At 63.8% G+C, this 18239-nt stretch carries 15 protein-coding genes and 1 pseudogene; 10 read left to right on the top strand and 6 right to left on the bottom strand.

Features of this window, described 5'->3' with window-relative positions; genetic code table 11:
• Positions 1-62 precede the first annotated feature (62 nt).
• Positions 63-545: a glutathione peroxidase gene (locus tag FS767_RS19540; RefSeq protein ID WP_144967552.1), complete on the top strand. Its 483-nt coding sequence runs from the start codon at positions 63-65 to the stop codon at positions 543-545.
• A 38-nt stretch (positions 546-583) separates the two neighbouring features.
• Here the strand turns inward: FS767_RS19540 and FS767_RS19535 are convergent, their stop codons facing one another.
• Positions 584-1771 carry a glycosyltransferase family 1 protein gene (locus tag FS767_RS19535; RefSeq protein ID WP_144967550.1) on the bottom strand — a complete coding sequence of 396 codons (1188 nt, stop codon included), beginning with the start codon at positions 1769-1771 and terminating at the stop codon, positions 584-586.
• Between the two features lie 134 nt (positions 1772-1905).
• Between FS767_RS19535 and FS767_RS23595 the strand changes: the two are divergent.
• Together FS767_RS23595 and FS767_RS23590 are read left to right on the top strand one after the other, a co-directional pair.
• Positions 1906-2721: pseudogene (locus FS767_RS23595) on the top strand (PAS domain-containing protein); the annotation flags it as partial.
• On the top strand, positions 2716-3261 hold the full coding sequence (locus FS767_RS23590) for a methyl-accepting chemotaxis protein (RefSeq protein WP_371921604.1): 546 nt from the start codon (positions 2716-2718) through the stop codon (positions 3259-3261). The pseudogene FS767_RS23595 and the gene FS767_RS23590, both read left to right, overlap by 6 nt.
• 123 nt (positions 3262-3384) lie before the next feature.
• Here the strand turns inward: FS767_RS23590 and FS767_RS19525 are convergent, their stop codons facing one another.
• Together FS767_RS19525 and cysZ are read right to left on the bottom strand one after the other, a co-directional pair.
• Positions 3385-3600, bottom strand: a complete 216-nt coding sequence (locus FS767_RS19525; RefSeq protein ID WP_023534670.1) for a TIGR02450 family Trp-rich protein — start codon at positions 3598-3600, stop codon at positions 3385-3387.
• 43 nt (positions 3601-3643) lie between these two features.
• Positions 3644-4408, bottom strand: coding sequence for a sulfate transporter CysZ (gene cysZ, locus FS767_RS19520; protein WP_144967548.1), 765 nt, complete (start codon positions 4406-4408; stop codon positions 3644-3646).
• 289 nt (positions 4409-4697) lie between these two features.
• Here cysZ and trxB point away from each other — a divergent pair, with 289 nt between their 5' ends.
• On the top strand, positions 4698-5660 hold the full coding sequence (gene trxB, locus FS767_RS19515) for a thioredoxin-disulfide reductase (RefSeq protein WP_058639474.1): 963 nt from the start codon (positions 4698-4700) through the stop codon (positions 5658-5660).
• 32 nt (positions 5661-5692) lie between these two features.
• Here the strand turns inward: trxB and nadC are convergent, their stop codons facing one another.
• Positions 5693-6541: a carboxylating nicotinate-nucleotide diphosphorylase gene (gene nadC / locus FS767_RS19510; RefSeq protein ID WP_023534717.1), complete on the bottom strand. Its 849-nt coding sequence runs from the start codon at positions 6539-6541 to the stop codon at positions 5693-5695.
• Positions 6542-6782: 241 nt separating this feature from the next.
• On the opposite strand from nadC, the gene FS767_RS19505 reads away from it, so the two are divergent.
• The 3 genes from FS767_RS19505 (at position 6783) to ampE (ending at position 10420) form a co-directional block, all read left to right on the top strand.
• On the top strand, positions 6783-8936 hold the full coding sequence (locus FS767_RS19505) for a DUF1631 domain-containing protein (protein WP_144967546.1): 2154 nt from the start codon (positions 6783-6785) through the stop codon (positions 8934-8936).
• 74 nt (positions 8937-9010) lie between these two features.
• A complete protein-coding gene (gene ampD, locus FS767_RS19500; RefSeq protein ID WP_144967544.1) occupies positions 9011-9577 on the top strand; it encodes a 1,6-anhydro-N-acetylmuramyl-L-alanine amidase AmpD in 567 nt (188 codons plus the stop codon).
• Between the two features lie 3 nt (positions 9578-9580).
• Positions 9581-10420 carry a regulatory signaling modulator protein AmpE gene (gene ampE, locus FS767_RS19495; RefSeq protein WP_144967542.1) on the top strand — a complete coding sequence of 280 codons (840 nt, stop codon included), beginning with the start codon at positions 9581-9583 and terminating at the stop codon, positions 10418-10420.
• A 24-nt stretch (positions 10421-10444) separates the two neighbouring features.
• On the opposite strand, the gene FS767_RS19490 is transcribed toward ampE, so the two are convergent.
• Together FS767_RS19490 and cra are read right to left on the bottom strand one after the other, a co-directional pair.
• On the bottom strand, positions 10445-11233 hold the full coding sequence (locus FS767_RS19490) for a TatD family hydrolase (RefSeq protein ID WP_144967610.1): 789 nt from the start codon (positions 11231-11233) through the stop codon (positions 10445-10447).
• 2 nt (positions 11234-11235) lie between these two features.
• Positions 11236-12231 carry a catabolite repressor/activator gene (gene cra, locus FS767_RS19485; RefSeq protein ID WP_144967540.1) on the bottom strand — a complete coding sequence of 332 codons (996 nt, stop codon included), beginning with the start codon at positions 12229-12231 and terminating at the stop codon, positions 11236-11238.
• A 284-nt stretch (positions 12232-12515) separates the two neighbouring features.
• Here cra and ptsP point away from each other — a divergent pair, with 284 nt between their 5' ends.
• Genes ptsP through FS767_RS19470 form a run of 3 tightly spaced genes read left to right on the top strand, consistent with a single transcriptional unit; the run spans position 12516 to position 18046 of the window.
• Positions 12516-15368: a phosphoenolpyruvate--protein phosphotransferase gene (gene ptsP / locus FS767_RS19480; protein ID WP_144967538.1), complete on the top strand. Its 2853-nt coding sequence runs from the start codon at positions 12516-12518 to the stop codon at positions 15366-15368.
• Entirely contained in the window at positions 15369-16316 is a 948-nt protein-coding gene (gene pfkB, locus FS767_RS19475) for a 1-phosphofructokinase (protein WP_144967536.1), read from the top strand.
• Complete coding sequence (locus tag FS767_RS19470; protein ID WP_144967534.1) at positions 16313-18046, top strand: PTS fructose-like transporter subunit IIB; 1734 nt, start codon at positions 16313-16315, stop codon at positions 18044-18046. Before pfkB ends, FS767_RS19470 begins: the two co-directional genes overlap by 4 nt.
• Positions 18047-18239: the final 193 nt, after the last annotated feature.

Below are 18239 nucleotides of genomic sequence, written 5' to 3'. Positions count from 1 at the left end.
CGCCTTTTTAGTGGGCGCAATTTGCCCAGGTGCCGTCGGCGACCTGAAAAGGGGATTACAGCATGAGTGCATTTCACGACCTGAAGTTGAACGCGCTTGACGGTGGCGATCTGTCCTTGAAACCGTACAAGGGGCAGGTAGTGCTGGTGGTCAACGTGGCCTCCAAGTGCGGCCTGACACCTCAGTACGCGGCGCTTGAGCAGCTCTACCAGATGTACAAGGACAAAGGCTTCACGGTCCTTGGCCTGCCCTGCAATCAGTTCGCAGGACAGGAGCCGGGGAGCGAAGCGCAAATCCAGGAATTCTGCAGCATGAACTACGGCGTGAGCTTTCCGCTCGGCGCCAAGCTCGAGGTGAACGGGCCCCAGCGCCATTCGATGTATCGCCTTCTGGCGGGCGAGGGCGCGGAGTTTCCCGGGGACATTACCTGGAATTTCGAGAAATTCCTGGTGGGCAAGGACGGGCGGGTGTTGGCGCGCTTCTCCCCGCGCACGGCGCCGGATGATCCTGCGGTGGTCCAGGCCATCGAGAAAGCTCTGGGCTGATCACGTACCGGGTGTTCGCCTTGGCCGCTGCAGTGGCTTCACAGCGGCGGCATGGGCTGCATCGAGGTCGCTTGGCGCGCATGAACGCTCTGTGAAGCGCTGAGCAGGTGCGCTTCGAACTGGTCGACGATTTTCGACCACCCCTGATGGCTGGCATGCTGCCGAGCGTTGAGCCTCACCCGCCGCAGGGTCTCGCTGTCTTGCAACAGCCAGCAAGCGGCATCGATGAAGGCTGCCGCATCCCCTGGCATGGCCAGCGCCCCATTGTGGCCATGGCCGATGTGCTGCGCAGCCGTTGCCTGGTCATAAGCGACCACCGCCAACCCTGACGCCATGGCTTCGAGCACCACACGGCCAAATGTCTCGATCAGGCTGGGAAACAGAAACAGGTCACTGCTGGCATAGTGCTCGGCCAGCTGTTCGCCTCGCTGGACGCCGCATAGCACAGCCCCGGGCACCTGCTTCAGCTCCCCACCCAGTGGCCCGTCCCCCACCAGAATCAGGCGTACCCTTCGCTGTGGCAAAGCCCGTTGCAAAGCCTCGAAACAGCTTTGCAAAAGCCCCAGGTTTTTCTCCGGTGCCAACCGTCCCACATGCAGGACGGCGATATCATCGTGGCCCAGACCCCAGTGTTCGCGCAGCGCCTGGCTGCGACGGGCCGGGTTGAACAGCTCCGCGTCCACACCGTGCGGCATGTGCACCAGCCGCTCGAAGCCGCGGCGCTCCAGCCAACGCCGTTGGCTCAAGCTGGGCACGAGCGTCAAGACGGCCCGGCGATGAAACCAGCGCAGGTAAAGGCTTAGCAGGCGTCCCACTACGCCCATGCCGTGTTGCCCCGAAAGGTGCGCAACGTGGGTATGCAATCCGCTAACAACGGCGATCCCTAATCGCCGAGCAGTGCGTAATGCGCTCAGCCCCAGGGGGCCTTCAGTGGCGATATAAATGACGTCAGGCCGTTGCCGGCGCCAGTGCCTTGCCAGCGTGCGCAGGGAGACCTTGTCCCGTTGCAAACCCGAATAGCCGGGCAGCGGCCAGTCGCGCCACAGTCGCACGCCAGGGTTGTGCCCCGAAGCCTGCTCTCCTGGCTGTCGGGGGCGCACGATCCTGACGTGATGGCCACGCAGGCGCAGCCCTTCGCTCAGGTTCAACAGTGTGCAGGCCACGCCGTTGACGTGCGGGGCGAAGGTATCGCTGACGAGGCAGATGTGCAGAGCAGGTGTATTCATGAACAGACTATCCACCTGCTGCATTGCGGGGGCATGACGGCGAAGTGACGTCGGCATGATGCAGGGGGGCATGACGCCTGTAACGCGCACGAATATTCATCAAGGCTGCACTCAAGAGGCGCAGTTGCCCGCCGATGCAGTTGCATTCGCCCCCACGCTCCAGGAGAGCGGTGATCTTCAACAACAAGCTCAAGCAAGAAATCCGGCAGTTGCGTGAAGAACTGATGATCATCGACCAGATCAAGAGCAGTCTGGACAGCGAGATGCTGGTGCTGCAACTCGACCCTGCCGGTCGGATCGAACTGGTCAATGGCAATTTCGAGACCGAGATGCTGTATCGGGCCGACCAATTGCATGGGCGCAACATCGACGACATCGTGCCTGCCCACGTCAAGTCACTGGATTTCCACCAGCGCATGAAAAATGCCATCAGCCGGGGCGAGCATTTCAATGGCGCGTTTCGCCTGCTGCGCGGGGACGGCCAGGAAGCCTGGCTACGTTCGATCCTGCAACCTGTGAAGGGTAGCGACGGGCGCATCAAGTATTTCACCCTGCATTCGAGCGACCTGACCCGTACCATCGTCACCTCCCGCGAGCACGAGAGCCTGATCAAGGCGCTGATGCGCTCGACGGCGGTTATCGAGTTCGACCTCGATGGCATGATCCTGACCGCCAACGAGCGCTTCCTGTCGGCAGTGGGGTACCGGCTGGATCAGATCCGTGGCAAGCACCACCGCATGTTCTGCGAACCTGCCGAGGTCAACTCACCCGCCTACCAGGCATTCTGGGACAAGCTTCGCCGCGGTGAGTACATTGCCGAACGCTTCCGTCGGATCGATGCCCATGGCCGGGTGATCTGGCTGGAAGCTTCCTACAACCCGATCTTCAACGCCCACGATGAGCTGTACAAAGTGGTCAAGTTCGCCACGGTCATCACCGATCAGGTGAACCAGGAACAAGCGGTGGCCCAGGCGGCGGACGTTGCCTACAACACCTCCCGGGAAACGGACACTAGCGCCCGTCGGGCCACAGAGGTGGTCGGGCAGAGCGTCAGCGTCATGCGTGGGCTCGAAGCCTCGATGCTTCAGGCTGCCGAGGGCATCCAGGCGCTGGACACCCAGTCGCGGGTCATCGGTTCGATCATCAAGACCATCAGCGATATCGCCGGGCAGACCAACTTGCTGGCGCTCAACGCCGCCATCGAAGCCGCCCGTGCTGGCGAGCAGGGGCGGGGCTTTGCGGTGGTGGCCGATGAGGTGCGTCAGTTGGCCTCGCGCACCAGCACGGCTACCGAGGAAATAGCCCGTGTGGTACAGCAAAACGAGCAGTTGGCCCAGGCTGCAGTGTCGATCATCGACACCAGCAAGCGCCAGGCCGAAGAAGGCCGCGCGCTGGCGGACCAGACCGGAAACGTGATCGAGGAAATCCAGGAAGGGGCCAGGCGGGTGGTGGATGTGGTGGGGCAGTTTTCCAGCCGCCTGGGGCAGTGATGCCGGGCAGTTGTGCAGGCCGGTTGTGTTCCATGGTGAGGCGACGCGGCGGCGCTCCCGTTGGACGCGCCTAAGATCGGCCGCTGCCTGACGGGCACGCGGCCGGTTCGGTCAGTCACTCGCTCATCGCCAGCCCATCGCCCATACCTGGGCGTCGCGCAGCACCCGCCAATCCAGCCACTCGCTGCGCCCGCTGTGCACCGCCTGCAGTTCCACACGCAGCAGCACGCCCGCTTCGTCGTGCTCCAGGTCGGTGACCAGGAAGTGCTTTTCACGGTTCACCGGCTGCGTCGCGGTCCATTTCGACAGCTTGAGTTTGGCGGGACTGAAGCGGTTCATGGTCTGCTCCTGTAGATGAGGTAGGGTAACGCCTGGGGCAGGCTCAGGCTCGATGCGCAGGGGTGTTCACGGTCCGAGCATTGCCATTCTCGCGCACCCAGAACAAAGTAGCCCCGGCCACCGCCGCCGGCATCATCACCACGTTCACCCCCGGGATCAGCAACGCCAGGTAGGTCACCCCGCCAAAGCCCAGGGACTGCCAGCGCTTCTCCCGCAGCCAGGCGAGCATGTCCTGCCAGCTCATCTTGTTGTTGTCGGCCGGGTAGTCGATGTATTGGATGGCCATCATCCACACGCCGAAAATCAGCCAAAGCGGCGCGGCGATCACGTTGACCACCGGGATCAGCGACAGGATGAACAAGCCGGTGGCGCGCGGCAGGAAGTAGCCGAGCTTGCGCATTTCGCGGCCCAGTGTGCGGGGGATCATCGCCAGCAGCTCGGCCCAGCTGAAGGCCGGGAAGTGATCGTCGCCGCGTACCACCACTTCCACCTTCTCAGCCAGAAAGCCATTGAACGGCGCGGCGATGATGTTGGCCACCAGGGTAAAGGTGAAGAACACCATCAGCACCAGCAACACCACGAACAGGGGCCAGAGGATATAGGTCAGAAAGCTGAGCCAGCTTGGCAGTGTGGGCACCAGCGCGTCCAGCCACTGGCTGAACTGGTGGCCGGCAAAATAGATGAGGCCACCGAACAGCAGCAGGTTGATGGTCAGCGGCAGCAGCACGAACAAGCGCAGGCCAGGGCTCAGGATCAGCTTCAGGCCTTCGCGCAGGTACTGCGGCCCGGAAAGAACGGGGGCTTGCATGTATCACTCCGCAGAAAAGGTGGTTGGCAGACATTACCGAGTTTCGGGGGGATGCGGAAGCTGCGCCATCTGGGTGAAACCGGTGGTAACAAAAGCCAATGATCGGACCCTGCCAACGCAAAGACGCGCATAGACGATGGCTATGAGGTGGATTGTCTAAGGATATTTCCTTACTCTTTGCCACCTCGCTACAGTGCGCTCATATTTCAGCGTCACCGGCCTGCCCGTGGTGCAGGCCCTACTTCATTTGCACAGCTGGCCTTTTCAGCCCGCTCGACAGGAGTTCGACATGTCCGAAGCACGTCATTCGCGCGTCATCATTCTGGGCTCCGGCCCTGCCGGTTACAGCGCAGCGGTCTATGCGGCCCGTGCCAATCTCAAGCCGCTGCTGATCACTGGCATGCAGGCCGGTGGCCAATTGACCACCACCACCGAAGTCGACAACTGGCCAGGCGACCCGCACGGCCTGACCGGCCCGGCACTGATGCAACGCATGCAAGAGCACGCCGAGCGTTTCGAGACTGAAATCGTCTTCGACCACATAAATGCCGTGGACCTGGCCAACAAGCCGTTCACCCTGACCGGAGACAGCGGCACCTACACCTGCGACGCCCTGATCGTGGCCACTGGCGCCAGTGCTCGCTACCTGGGCCTGCCGTCGGAAGAAGCGTTCATGGGCAAGGGCGTATCGGCCTGCGCCACCTGCGATGGTTTCTTCTACCGCAACAAGCCGGTCGCAGTGGTTGGCGGCGGCAACACGGCCGTTGAAGAGGCGCTGTACCTGGCGAACATTGCCAGCAAGGTAACCCTGGTGCACCGCCGCGATACGTTCCGCGCCGAGAAGATCCTGGTCGACAAGCTGCATGCCCGCGTCGCCGAAGGCAAGATCGAACTCAAGCTCAACGCTACCCTGGATGAAGTCCTGGGCGACAACATGGGTGTGACCGGCGCGCGCTTGAAGAACAACGATGGCAGCACTGACGAGATCAAGGTAGATGGCGTGTTCATCGCCATCGGCCACACCCCGAACACCTCGCTGTTCGAAGGCCAGCTGACCCTCAAGGACGGCTACCTGGTGGTCAGCGGCGGCCGTGAAGGCAACGCCACCGCCACCAACGTCGCGGGTGTGTTCGCCGCAGGTGACGTGGCTGACCATGTCTACCGTCAGGCCATCACCTCGGCCGGTGCTGGTTGCATGGCCGCCCTGGACGTGGAGCGCTACCTGGACGGCCTGGCCAACGCCTCGTTCTGATCCCTCGACCGGGGCCGCCTGGCGGCCCCGTGTTACAGGCTCAGGCGCATCGACAGGTCGACCGCTCGCACATCCTTGGTCATCGAACCTATCGAGATGTAATCCACACCGGTTTCGGCGATGGCCCGCAGGGTCGTTTCGCTGACGCCGCCACTGGCCTCCAGCTTGGCCTTGCCAGCTGTGATCCCGACGGCTTCTTTCATCTCGTCGAGCGTCAGCTCATCGAGCATGATGATGTCGGCACCCGCGCTTAGCGCCTGATGCAATTCCTCCAGGCTTTCCACCTCGATTTCCACCGGCTTGCCGGGGGCGATGCGGTGTGCGGCTTGTACCGCCTCGGCGACGCCACCACAGGCGGCGATATGGTTTTCCTTGATCAGGAAAGCGTCATACAGGCCTATGCGGTGGTTGTAGCAGCCGCCACAGGTCACTGCGTACTTTTGCGCCAGGCGCAGACCCGGCAAGGTCTTGCGAGTGTCCAGCAACTGTACGTGGGTACCTTCGACCAGATCCGCCAACGTGCGTGCACGCGTGGCGACCCCGGACAGCATCTGCAGGAAGTTGAGTGCACTGCGCTCACCGCTGAGCAGCGCCCGCGCCGGGCCTTCCAGGTGGAACAGCGGTTGGTTGGGCTGGGCGCGATCGCCGTCGACCACCTGCCAGTGCACGGCTACGCGTGGATCGAGTTGACGAAACACCGCATCGACCCAGGCCGTACCGGCCACCACACACGCTTCGCGGGTAATGATCGTTGCCTTGGCCAGCCGCTCGGCCGGGATGAGCTGGGCAGTGATGTCGCCGCTGCCGATGTCTTCCAGCAACGCACGGCGTACGTTGGCTTCGATTTCGGCGGTGAGGTCGGCAAGGCGTAGGTTAGGCATGTTTGGCTCCACAAGCGAGATGCCCGCGATTATAGGGCAGGGCGCTGGCGTGTACAGCCGGTGCTCGGCGGCATGACGCAACGGGTTGAGCAATAACTGCCTGTACAGGGTCAAGACATTTACCAAGGAAACGCGTCTGGCAGTAAAAGGAATTATTCCTGATAATGCTGTCTGATATTTGGCGTCATGCTATTGGCGAAATCGGCCGCGTCTAGGTCCGACACCCTGCAAGGAGTACAGGATGCACAAAGAGGGCAAGGTAGTGCCCTTGGCGGCGGCTGAACATGGACGGCGCACGCCCCCCACGAGTCTGCCCATTGCGCTGCTGCAGGTGCGCGATCAGGCCGCCTTGCAGTTGCGCCAGGGTTTGCAGGCGCTGTTCGACAATGCCGACGATACCCTGTTCGAAATGGCGGACAAGGCAGCGGACCGGTTCGCTCAGCACCTGTATTTCGAAGCCATGCGCGACTTGCGACTCAAGCGCAAGAGCATCGAGCGGCTGTTTCTCGATACCGTCCATGAAGCCTTCGCGCGCTTGGCCGAGCCTGAGCCTGAGCATACCCCGGCAATCGTCGCTCCCGTATTGTCGTTCACCCCCGGTCAGTCCGAGCGCGCAGCAGCGGTGGAGACGATGGTGGCCAGGGTAAAGGCCCGTGATGGCGTCGCGCTACAGCAGCTGGGCCTGCGCTTGCAGACGCTGCTCGAACGTCATGTGCCTGAGCAGTGCAACCCCCTGAATCCTATTGCCTTGTGTCGCTGCTTTCTCGAGGCCGGGCAAAGCCTGGGTGTAGGGCCGCGCGTCAAGCTGGTGTTGCTCAAGCTGTTCGAGCGGTATGTATTGTGCGACGCGCAAGTCATCTATGGCGAAGCCAACAGGCTGCTGATTGCGGCAGGCGTGCTGGGTCAGCTGCCACCGACGCCTTGTCGACGAGCCGGGGACAGCTGTTTGTTGGCGGAGCCGGACGAGCGTTCCTACCATGAGCCTGAAGCGAGCGAAGATACCGCAGGCGAGGCGTTGTTCGCCTCCCTGCAGCCGCTTCTGCGATCCTCACGTGGTTTGTTCGCGCCTCGGCTGGAGGCAACGGCCGGCGCCCAGCCGGTCAGCAGGGCCGATCTGCTGCGGTTGCTCTCACACCTGCAGCACTATGTGCCAGAGCCTGCTGCGGCTGACGATTTCGCCCTTGGCCAGCAAGTGGAGCAGTTGCTGCTGACCATCAGCGTGCGTAGCGGTACCCGCCGCTTTATTGGCGGGGACGACGAAGACATGATCAACCTGATCGATCACGTGTTCAGGTTCATTGCTCGCGACGACAATCTACCCCCCTGCCTGCGAGCCGTGCTGGCGCGCCTGCAGATCCCGCTGCTCAAGGTGGCGCTGCTGGACAGGGGGCTGCTCAGCCGCGCCAGTCATCCTGCCCGGCGGCTGCTCAACGAAATGGCGGCGGCGGGGCTCGGCTGCGACCCGCGCGAGCAAGAGCAGGGTGATGTGTTGCAACTGCGCGCTGAACGTGTGGTGCAGCGCCTGCTCATCGACTTTGCCGAAGATACGCGTCTGTTCGGTGAGCTACTCGAGGACTTTCTCGGACAGACCCAGCATGAACGGCGGCGTACCGAGTTGTTCGAGCAGCGCACCCGGGACGCCGAAGAGGGGCGGGCCAATGCATCGCTTGCCAGGCGACAGGTGCAACACGTGCTCAGCCAGCGCCTGCGTGGACGGGTGTGGCCCCAGGCAGTGGTACAGATGCTGATGAACAACTGGAGCCAGGTGATGATGCTGGCTTGGCTCAGACACGGCGAAGCATCTCTGGGCTGGCGCAGTGCGCTGCAGACCCTCGATACCTTGCTGGCCAGTGTGACGCCATCGCTTCAGCCGCAGGCCCTGGTGCATCAGGTACCACCGTTGCTCAAGTCGTTGCGCGATGGGTTGGCCAGTGTCGGAACCGACTCGCTGGTGACCCGTGAATTTTTCCGCAAACTCGAACAACTGCACATACGTGCTTATGCAGGTGGCGCCGAGGCAGACGAGGACGACATCCTGGTCACCCAGGACATCCTGTTGACGTTGGCCGAAGAGGCAGACGGGCCTGGGCAGCAACCGACCGGTGACAAGGGCAAGGTCTCGCAGAAGGTGCAACGCTTGCGCATGGGCACCTGGATTGAAGTGTCCGATGACAGTGGCATTCAGCGCTGCAAGTTGGTGGCACGCCTGGACAGTTGCGACAAGCTCGTCTTTGCAAATCGCAGCGGCATGAAAGTGCGGGAGTGGAGTGGCGCAGGCCTCACCCAGGCCCTGGAAGCCGGCACCGTTCGCGTACTGGATGACGGTCCTTTGTTCGAGCGCGCCCTGGAAGCGGTCATAGAGGATTTGCACAGGAGCGGGCTGGCTGCCTTGTGATGATTACCGTGTCAACGCTAGCGGCAGCAGGGCATACTGACGCTCTGTGCAGCACTTTTCAGGATAGGCCCCTCATGCAATTGGACCGTGCCACTGGCTGGTTCCACGGAGACGGAATCACCCACTGCCCCTCACCGAATTTCAACGCCCGCCCGCAAGGTGAGCAGATTTCTCTGCTGGTGCTTCACAACATCAGCTTGCCGCCGGCCAACTTCGGCGGCGGTTACGTTCAGGCGTTCTTTCAGAATCGGCTCGACCCGAACGCACACCCGTATTTCGCCAGCATCGAGCACCTGAAGGTGTCTGCACACCTGTTCATCGAGCGCGGGGGGGCGGTGACCCAGTTCGTCTCGTTGCATGATCGGGCCTGGCATGCCGGCGTCTCCTGTTTCGACGGCCGTGAGGGCTGCAACGATTTCTCGATCGGCATCGAGCTGGAGGGCACTGACGAGATACCGTATACCGAGGCGCAGTACCTGACCCTCGACCGCTTGACGCGGCACATCCGCAAGGCCTGGCCGGCCATCGCACCCGAGCGTATCCAAGGGCACAGCGATATCGCCCCCCAGCGCAAGACCGACCCCGGCCCTGCCTTCGACTGGATGCGGTATCGCCAGGCGTTACAGCGTGAGGAGGGCTGAGGCATGAGTTTTCTGGTGTTGATCCTGGTGCTGTGGTTCGAGAAATTTTCCGGCTTGCGCCATCTGGTCCAGCGTGACGGTTTCTTGCTTGGCGAACTGGCTCGCCTTGAGCGTAAAGGCGGGCTGCCTGTAGGGTGGGTACTGGCCGCTGTGGTGCTGGCTCCGGTGCTGGTGTTGACACTGCTGTTGCATGTGCTTGAGCCCGTTGCCTACGGCCTGCTGGCCTTGCCAGTGCATCTTCTGGTGCTGGTTTATAGCCTGGGACGTGGTGATGCCAAGGCTTCCCTCGGGCCTTTGCGTGACGCCTGGCACAGGGGCGATGAACAGGCCGCGCTGCACGTGGCTGCACGTGACCTTGGCATTGTGGCCGATGGGCCACGCAACCTGCGCGAACGCCTGCAAAGCAGGTTGCTGTGGGAGGCCTACCAGGGCTTTTTCGCCGTCATCTTCTGGTACTTCCTGCTGGGGCCGGCCGTTGCCCTGGCTTACCGCCTTCTGGCGTTGTGCCAGGCGCACAGTCAGCGACCCGCACTCCAGCACCGCGCCGAGCAGCTTCGCCACCTCATGGACTGGGTGCCGGTCAGGGTGGTGGCATTGAGCTTTGCCCTGGTCGGCAACTTCGTCGCCGTTGCCCGTGAAATGTTGCACGAGCTATTGAACTGGCATATCACTGCCGCGCATCTGGTAGCCCGCGTCGGACGTATTGCTGATGACGGCAGTGATGCCGGCATTGCCAGCGAGAATGAATGCGGGGTGCGGCGCCTGGATAGCCTTTGGGACCTGGTGCTGCGTTGTGGTGTGTTGTGGTATGCCGCTTTCGCGTTGTGGACCGTGTTGGCTTGACCGCGCGGGGCGGGCCGGCGCGAATCAACGCAGGGCTTGCCAACCAAACAGCTCGCAGGCATTGCGCGTGCTCGCTTCGGCCAATTGCTCGACGGGCACGCCCATCGACTCGGCCAGCGATTGTGCGATGTCTGGCAGGTGCTCGGGGCTGTTGCGCACTCCCGGATGCATGACCGGCGCCATGTCCGGTGCGTCGGTCTCCAGCACCACGCTGTCGAGCGGTAAGCGGGCAATCGTACGGCGCAGCCGCAAGGCCTGGGGCCAGGTCGCCGCGCCGCCCAACCCAAGCCGAAAGCCTAGCTTGATGTACTCACGTGCCTCTTCGTAACTGCCGGCGAACGCATGGATGATACCCGCCCGCATGGGCCTGTAGCGCTTGAGGGTGGCAATCACCTGGGCGTGGCTGCGGCGCACGTGCAGCAGGGCCGGTAACTGGAAGTCGCACGCCATTTGCAACTGCGCTTCGAACACGTCCTGCTGACGAGCCTTGTCCAGTTCAGGGAGGTAGTAATCCAGCCCGAACTCGCCCACCGCACACAGGCGGCTATCGCCACGCAAGCGTTCCAGCCAGGCGCGCAACTGCTCGATGTTGCTCGGTTGATGATCTTCAAGGTAGACCGGGTGCAGGCCAAGCGCCGCGGCCAGGCGTGAGTCGCTGCAGGCCAGGTCCCATACCCGCTGAAAGTTGGCCTGATGAACCCCCAGCACCACCATTCGCTCGACGCCTTGCGCGCTTGCACGAGCCATCAGGCTCGGGCGGTCGGCGTCGAAATCCGGGAAGTCCAGGTGCGTGTGGGTGTCGATCAGACGCAGGTTCATGACGGGTCGATTCGTTGCTTGAAGGTGCGCGCGACCGCATGCACGCCTGGTTCGTAGCGTTTTTCTTCAATCGCGGCAAGGGCCAGTTCCAGTGCCTTGGCGGCCATGTCACCGTGACGCTGGGCCATGGCATTGACCGGCAGCGGCAAGAAGTCGAGCAACTGGTTGTCGCCGAATGTACCCAGCTGCAACCGGCGCGACTCGGTGGGCTGGGCGTGCAGCGCGTCGAACACTCCCTGCAGGAGCACGTACGAAGTGGTGATCAAGGCATCGGGCAGGCCACCCAGCTCGTCGATCAACTGCTGCATGAGGCGCTGCCCGCACTCTCGGCTGAACGCTTCGCCCTGGTAGCGGCGCACCTCACCGGCAAAGCCCTGTAGCGCATCGTCGAAGCCACCGGCACGGGCCTGGCTAACCGACAGTTCAGGGCGTGCGCCGATCAAGGCAATGCTGCCTGGCGCGGTGCTCAACAGGCTGGCGGCCAGACGACGACTGGCATCATGGTCATCGCTGATCACCGAGCAGAAATACCTGGGGTCCAGGCCTCGGTCGATGGCAATGACCGGCAGGCCCTTGTCTTGCAACTCGCGGTAGCTCTGATCGTGCGGCGGCAAGCAGCTGGCGACGAACAAGGCATCGCATCGGCGCGCCCGGAACAGCTGCTGCAACTGGCGCTCGCTGTCAGGCTGGTCGTCACTGCTGGCGATCAGCAACTGGTAGCCCCGGGCCCGAGCCCCTTGCTCAAGGCGCTTGGCGATACGCGCGTAGCTGGGGTTCTCAAGGTCCGGGAGGATGAAGCCCAGCGTGCGGGTATGCCGGCTGCGCAGGCCAGCGGCCTGGGGGTTGGGCGTAAATCCATGGGCCTGCACCACCGCCTGCACGCGCTCCACGGTGCTGTTGCTGATGCGTTGCTGTTCGGCCTTGCCATTGATGACGTAGCTGGCGGTAGTGACGGACACACCGGCCAGGCGGGCGATATCGCTGAGTTTCACCGAGTTTTCCTTGTTATGACCAAAGCTGGCTGTAGGCGATGACCAGGCAGTTTGACCCTGATACCGCAGCGAGCGCAGGCGAGCATTGTCGCAATTGTCCGACAGGATGGGGCTTTTTCATCGGCAGATTATCGAGTAACGTGGCCGCCTGGTCAGATTAAACGTTTCAGCCTCCTGATTTTCTGCCTCTGCTGCCCACTGTGCAAGGCGGTTGAACTGGCCATTTCCGTGAATTTCACAACAATACTCCAGTACCCATTCGGGAACTGCAAAGGGAGAAGGTCATGCTTGAGCTCGCCAAGGAGCAGATAGCCATGGGCCAGACGGCCCCAGACAAGGCACATGCATTGCGCCTGCTGGCGGATCGCCTGGTCGCCGACGGACTGGTCGCCGAGGGCTACCTGCAAGGGTTGCAGGATCGCGAGGCGCAAGGTTCCACGTTCCTTGGCCAGGGCATCGCCATCCCCCACGGTACGCCGCAGACCCGCGACCTGGTGTACACCACGGGCGTGCGCCTGTTGCAGTTTCCCGAGGGGGTGGACTGGGGTGATGGGCAGATCGTGTACCTGGCCATTGGCATCGCCGCGCGCTCTGACGAGCACTTGCGCCTTCTGCAATTGCTGACCCGTGCCCTGGGCGAAACCGATCTGGCAGAAGCCCTGCGCCGTGCAGGCTCGGCCGAGGCCTTGCTCAAACTGCTGCAGGGTGCACCGCAGGCGCTGGCGCTCGATGCGCAGTTGATCGCCCTGAACCTTCCGGCCGAAGACTTCGATGAGCTGGCCTGGCGCGGTGCGCGCCTGTTGCAGCGCGCCAACTGCGTGGACAGCGGCTTTGCCGCCCTGCTGCAGCAGGCAGAGCCGCTGCCGCTGGGAGAGGGTTTGTGGTGGCTGCACAGCGAACGCCAGGTTCGCCAGCCAGGCCTGGCCTTCGTCACCCCGGCACAACCTGTGCGTTATCGCGATCAACCGCTGACTGGCCTGTTCTGCCTGGCCAGCCTGGGTGCTGCCCACCAGGCATTGCTCGAACGGTTGTGCGAAGTGTTGATCGAAGGCCGCGGGCAGATGCTCTACCAGGCCACCAGCAGCCGCGCCGTGCTCGAAGTGCTCGGCGGCGAGGCGCCTGCCGACTGGCCGAGCGCACGCATCCTGCTGGCCAATGCCCACGGCCTGCATGCCCGCCCAGCCAAGGTGCTGGCGCAACTGGCCAAACGTTTCGAGGGCGACATTCGCGTGCGCGTGGTCGAGAGCGGTCAGCCTGGCGTCTCGGTGAAAAGCCTGAGCAAGCTGTTGAGCCTGGGCGCGCGCCGTGGCCAGGAACTGGAATTGGTGGCCGAGCCCGCTATCGCCGCCGATGCCCTGCCTGCGTTGCTGGCTGCCATCGAGCAAGGGCTGGGCGAGGAGGTGGAGGCGCTGCCGCTTGTCCCAGAGGCTCCTGCGCAGCCAGCCGTCGAAAAGGCGAAGGCGCCGGCGGCCGGCAGCCGCGTACAGGGTGTGGGCGCTGCCCCGGGTATCGCGTGCGGCCCTGCCCACGTCGTGACCGAGCGCACGTATGACTACCCGCTGCGCGGCGAGTCGTACGATCAGGAACGTCACAAGCTGACCCTGGCGGTGGCTACCGTCAGTGCCGATCTTCAGGTGCTGGTGCAGCGCAGCGACGCGGCCATTGGCGAGATTTTCGTCACCCATCAGGAAATGCTGGCCGACCCGGCTCTGACCGACGACGTCGAGCAGCGCCTGGCCCAGGGGGAGAGTGCCGCTGCCGCGTGGGTGGCGGTGATCGAGTCAGCCGCCAGCCAGCAGGAAGCGCTGCATGACGCTTTGCTGGCCGAGCGGGCTGCCGACCTGCGCGATGTGGGCCGCCGCGTATTGGCCCAGCTGTGCGGGGTCCAGACGCAGAGCGAGCCTGACCAACCTTACGTACTGGTGATGAGCGAAGTCGGCCCCTCCGATGTCGCCAGGCTCGACCCGGCGCGGGTCGCCGGGATCGTCACGGCCCAGGGTGGCGCCACCGCGCACAGCGCCATTGTCGCCCGGGCGCTGGGTATCCCTGCCGTGGTCGGAGCCGGCGCCAGCGTGCTGCTAGTGGAAAATGGCACGCCGCTGCTGCTCGACGGCCAGCGCGGTGTGGTCAACGTCGCGCCGCCAGCCGAAGAGCTGCAGCGTGCCCTGGCTGAGCGCGACTTGCGCGAGCAGCGCTTGCAAGCCGCGTGGGCCAACCGTTTCGACCCGGCCGTGACCCGTGATGGCCATGCCATCGAAGTGTTCGCCAACATCGGTGAAAGCAGCGGTATCGCCAAAGTGGTGGAGCAGGGGGCCGAAGGCGTCGGCCTGTTGCGCACCGAGCTGATCTTCATGGCCCATTCCCAGGCGCCGGATGTGGCCACCCAAGAGGCCGAGTACCGGCGCGTGCTCGATGGCCTGGACGGGCGCCCGCTGGTGGTGCGTACCCTGGACGTGGGCGGTGACAAACCACTGCCCTACTGGCCGATCGATGCGGAAGAAAACCCCTTCCTCGGCGTGCGCGGCGTGCGCCTGACCCTGCAGCGCCCGCAGGTGATGGAAGACCAGCTGCGTGCCCTGCTGCGCGCCGCCGATCAACGCCCTTTGCGCATCATGTTCCCCATGGTCGGGCAGATGCATGAGTGGCGCGAGGCACGTGCGATGGTCGAGCGCCTGCGTACGGAGATTCCCGTGGCAGACCTGCAGGTGGGCATCATGGTCGAGGTGCCCTCGGCAGCCTTGTTGGCGCCGCAACTGGCGCGCGAGGTGGACTTCTTCAGCATCGGCACCAATGACCTGACCCAATACACCCTGGCCATCGACCGTGGCCACCCCAGCCTGTCCGCCCAGGCCGATGGGCTGCATCCTGCGGTCCTCAGCCTGATCGACATGACAGTGCGCGCCGCCCACGCCCATGGCAAGTGGGTGGGGGTTTGCGGCGAACTGGCGGCTGACCCGCAGGCCGTCGCGGTGCTGCTGGGGCTTGAAGTGGACGAGCTGAGCGTGGCGTCGCGCAGCGTCGCCGAAGTCAAGGCCCTGGTGCGCCAGGCCGATTCCCGTACAGCCCGCGCCCTGGCGCGCGAGGCCTTGCAACAAGACAGCGCCGCCGCGGTTCGCGCGCTGGTGGAGCGTTATTGAATGGCCAAGATCCTGACCCTGACCCTCAACCCTGCCGTGGACATCACCATCGGGCTCGACAGCCTGCGCCCCGGTCACGTCAACCGCAGCCAGGCCCAGCACAGCCACGCAGCTGGCAAGGGCTTGAACGTCGCCCAGGTGCTGGCCGACCTGGGCCATACCGTGACCGTCAGTGGTTTTCTTGGGCAGGACAACCTGCAGGCGTTCGAGGCGCTGATCGACTGGCGCGGCTTCTGCGATTGCTTCGTGCGCGTGCCTGGGGAAACCCGCAGCAACCTCAAGCTGGTCGAGGCCGATGGCCGCGTCACCGACATCAATGGCCTGGGCCCGGAAGTGGACGCCGCCGCCCGCGATGCCTTGCTGCGCCTGTTGCGCCAGGAAGCGCCGGGGCATGACGCCGTGGTCGTTGCCGGGAGCCTGCCACGCGGGATTAGCCCTCAATGGTTTGGTGACTTGCTCGATGAGCTCAAGGGCATGGGCTTGAAAGTGGCGCTGGACACCAGCGGCCAGGCGCTGCGCGTCGGTCTGCAAAGCCTGCCTTGGCTGGTCAAGCCCAATACCGAAGAGTTGGGCGAAGCCCTGGGCACGCCCGTGGACGATGCCAGTCAACAGCGACTGGCCGCCCGGCAGCTACTGGATGAGGGCGTCGAGCACGTGGTGGTTTCGGCCGGCGAGCACGGGGTACGCTGGTTCGCCCATGATTTCACCCTGGCGGCGGTACCACCCAAGGTGAAGGTGGCCAGCACGGTCGGTGCTGGGGACTCCCTCGTGGCCGGCATGGTCCACGGCCTGTTGCAGGGTGAAGCCGCATCGCGCACCTTGGCCCGTGCCACCGCCATCGCCGCACAGGCCGTCACCCAGGTGGGTTTCGGCATCAACGACCATGACCAGTTGGCCCGCCTGCAAGCCGCTGTGAGCCTGACAGAACAACAAGAGGGTTGCCAATGAACATTGTCATTCTCACTGCCTGCCCCAATGGCCAGGTATCGAGCGTGCTCAGCGCACGTCTGCTGGCGGCTGCGGCCCAGCGCCGTGGCTGGACCACCCAGGTCGAGGTGCAGGATGCCGAGCATCCCGAACGACAGCTCGATGCAGCGCAGATCGCCGACGCCGACTGGGTGCTGGTGGTCAGCACCGGCCCGGTGGACCTTACCCGCTTTGTAGGCAAGCGTGTGTACCAGAGCACGCCGTCCCAGGCTTTGGCTGACCGCGAAGGTTTTCTCGACGAAGCAGCTGCCAATGCGCAGCCGCTGACGGCCGTAGCCCCCGATGTCGACACCCGCGAGGAAGTGCGCATCGTTGCAGTCACTGCGTGCCCGACTGGCGTCGCCCATACCTTCATGGCGGCCGAAGCCCTGCAACAGGCCGCGCAACAGATGGGTTACCAGCTCACCGTTGAAACCCAGGGCTCGGTCGGGGCACGCAACCCGCTTTCGGCCCAAGCCATCGCAGCTGCCGACGTGGTGCTGCTGGCCGCTGACATCGAGGTGCCCGCAGCGCGCTTTGCGGGCAAGCGCATCTACCGCTGCGGCACTGGCATTGCGCTCAAGCAGGCCCGCGCCACCCTGGACAAGGCGTTGGCCGAAGCCAAGGTGGAGGAGGGTGGGACTGCTTCGGCCAACGCCGCCGCCAGCAAGGGCGAAAAAACCGGCGTCTACAAGCACCTGCTGACCGGTGTCTCGTTCATGCTGCCCATGGTCGTGGCCGGGGGCCTGCTGATCGCCTTGTCGTTCGTGTTCGGCATCGAAGCCTACAAGGAAGCGGGGACGCTACCGGCTGCGCTGATGCAAATCGGCGGTGAAGCGGCCTTCAAGCTGATGGTGCCATTGCTGGCCGGCTATATCGCCTGGTCCATCGCCGATCGGCCAGGGTTGGCCCCAGGCATGATCGGCGGCCTGCTGGCCAGCACCCTGGGCGCCGGCTTCATTGGCGGCATCGTGGCGGGCTTTCTGGCCGGCTACAGCGCCAAAGCCATTGCCCGCTGGGCGAAGCTGCCCACCAGTCTGGAGGCGCTCAAGCCGATCCTGATCATTCCCTTGCTGGCCAGCCTGTTCACCGGTCTGGTGATGATCTATGTGGTGGGGCAGCCGGTGGCGGCCATGCTCGAAGGGCTTACGCGGTTTCTCGACAGCATGGGCACCACCAACGCGATCCTGCTGGGGCTGCTGCTTGGTGGCATGATGTGCATCGACCTCGGCGGGCCGATCAACAAGGCCGCCTATGCGTTCTCGGTAGGGTTGCTGGCGTCTTCGAGCTACGCCCCGATGGCCGCCACCATGGCCGCCGGCATGGTACCGCCGATTGGCCTGGGCTTGGCCACGTTCCTGGCCAGGCGCAAGTTTGCCCAGAGCGAGCGGGAGGCGGGCAAGGCGGCCCTGGCACTGGGGCTGTGCTTCATTTCCGAAGGGGCCATCCCATTCGCCGCCAAGGATCCGCTGCGAGTGATTCCGGCGAGCCTGGCAGGGGGCGCGCTGACCGGGGCCTTGTCCATGTACTTTGGTTGCAAACTCATGGCGCCCCATGGTGGACTGTTCGTCCTGCTGATCCCGAACGCCATCAACCATGCCGCGTTGTACCTGTTGGCGATTGTCGCAGGTAGCTTGCTGACGGCGGTGGTGTATGCGCTGATCAAGAAGAACGAAAACGTCGAGCTGATGGTGGCGCCGGTCAAGGGGTAAGGTTGCTCAACGGCAACACTTTCATGGCCACGGATGTCGCTCATCGGGCGTGCTGGCTTTCACATGAAGTCCAGGATGGGCCGATGAATACGTTCGCTCCGACATTACGCGATCACTGTGGGAGATTCTATGGTTCTCAGCAAGCCAGTTTCCCCTTTCTGGTGACATATTCGTCCTGATTTCTCATCAGGGC

Origin of the sequence: Pseudomonas sp. DE0010 (assembly GCF_007680745.1) — a bacterium.
Lineage (GTDB): Bacteria > Pseudomonadota > Gammaproteobacteria > Pseudomonadales > Pseudomonadaceae > Aquipseudomonas > Aquipseudomonas parafulva_B.
Note: the sequence above shows the minus strand (reverse complement) of the source record. Positions and strands in the feature narration are given on the sequence as shown.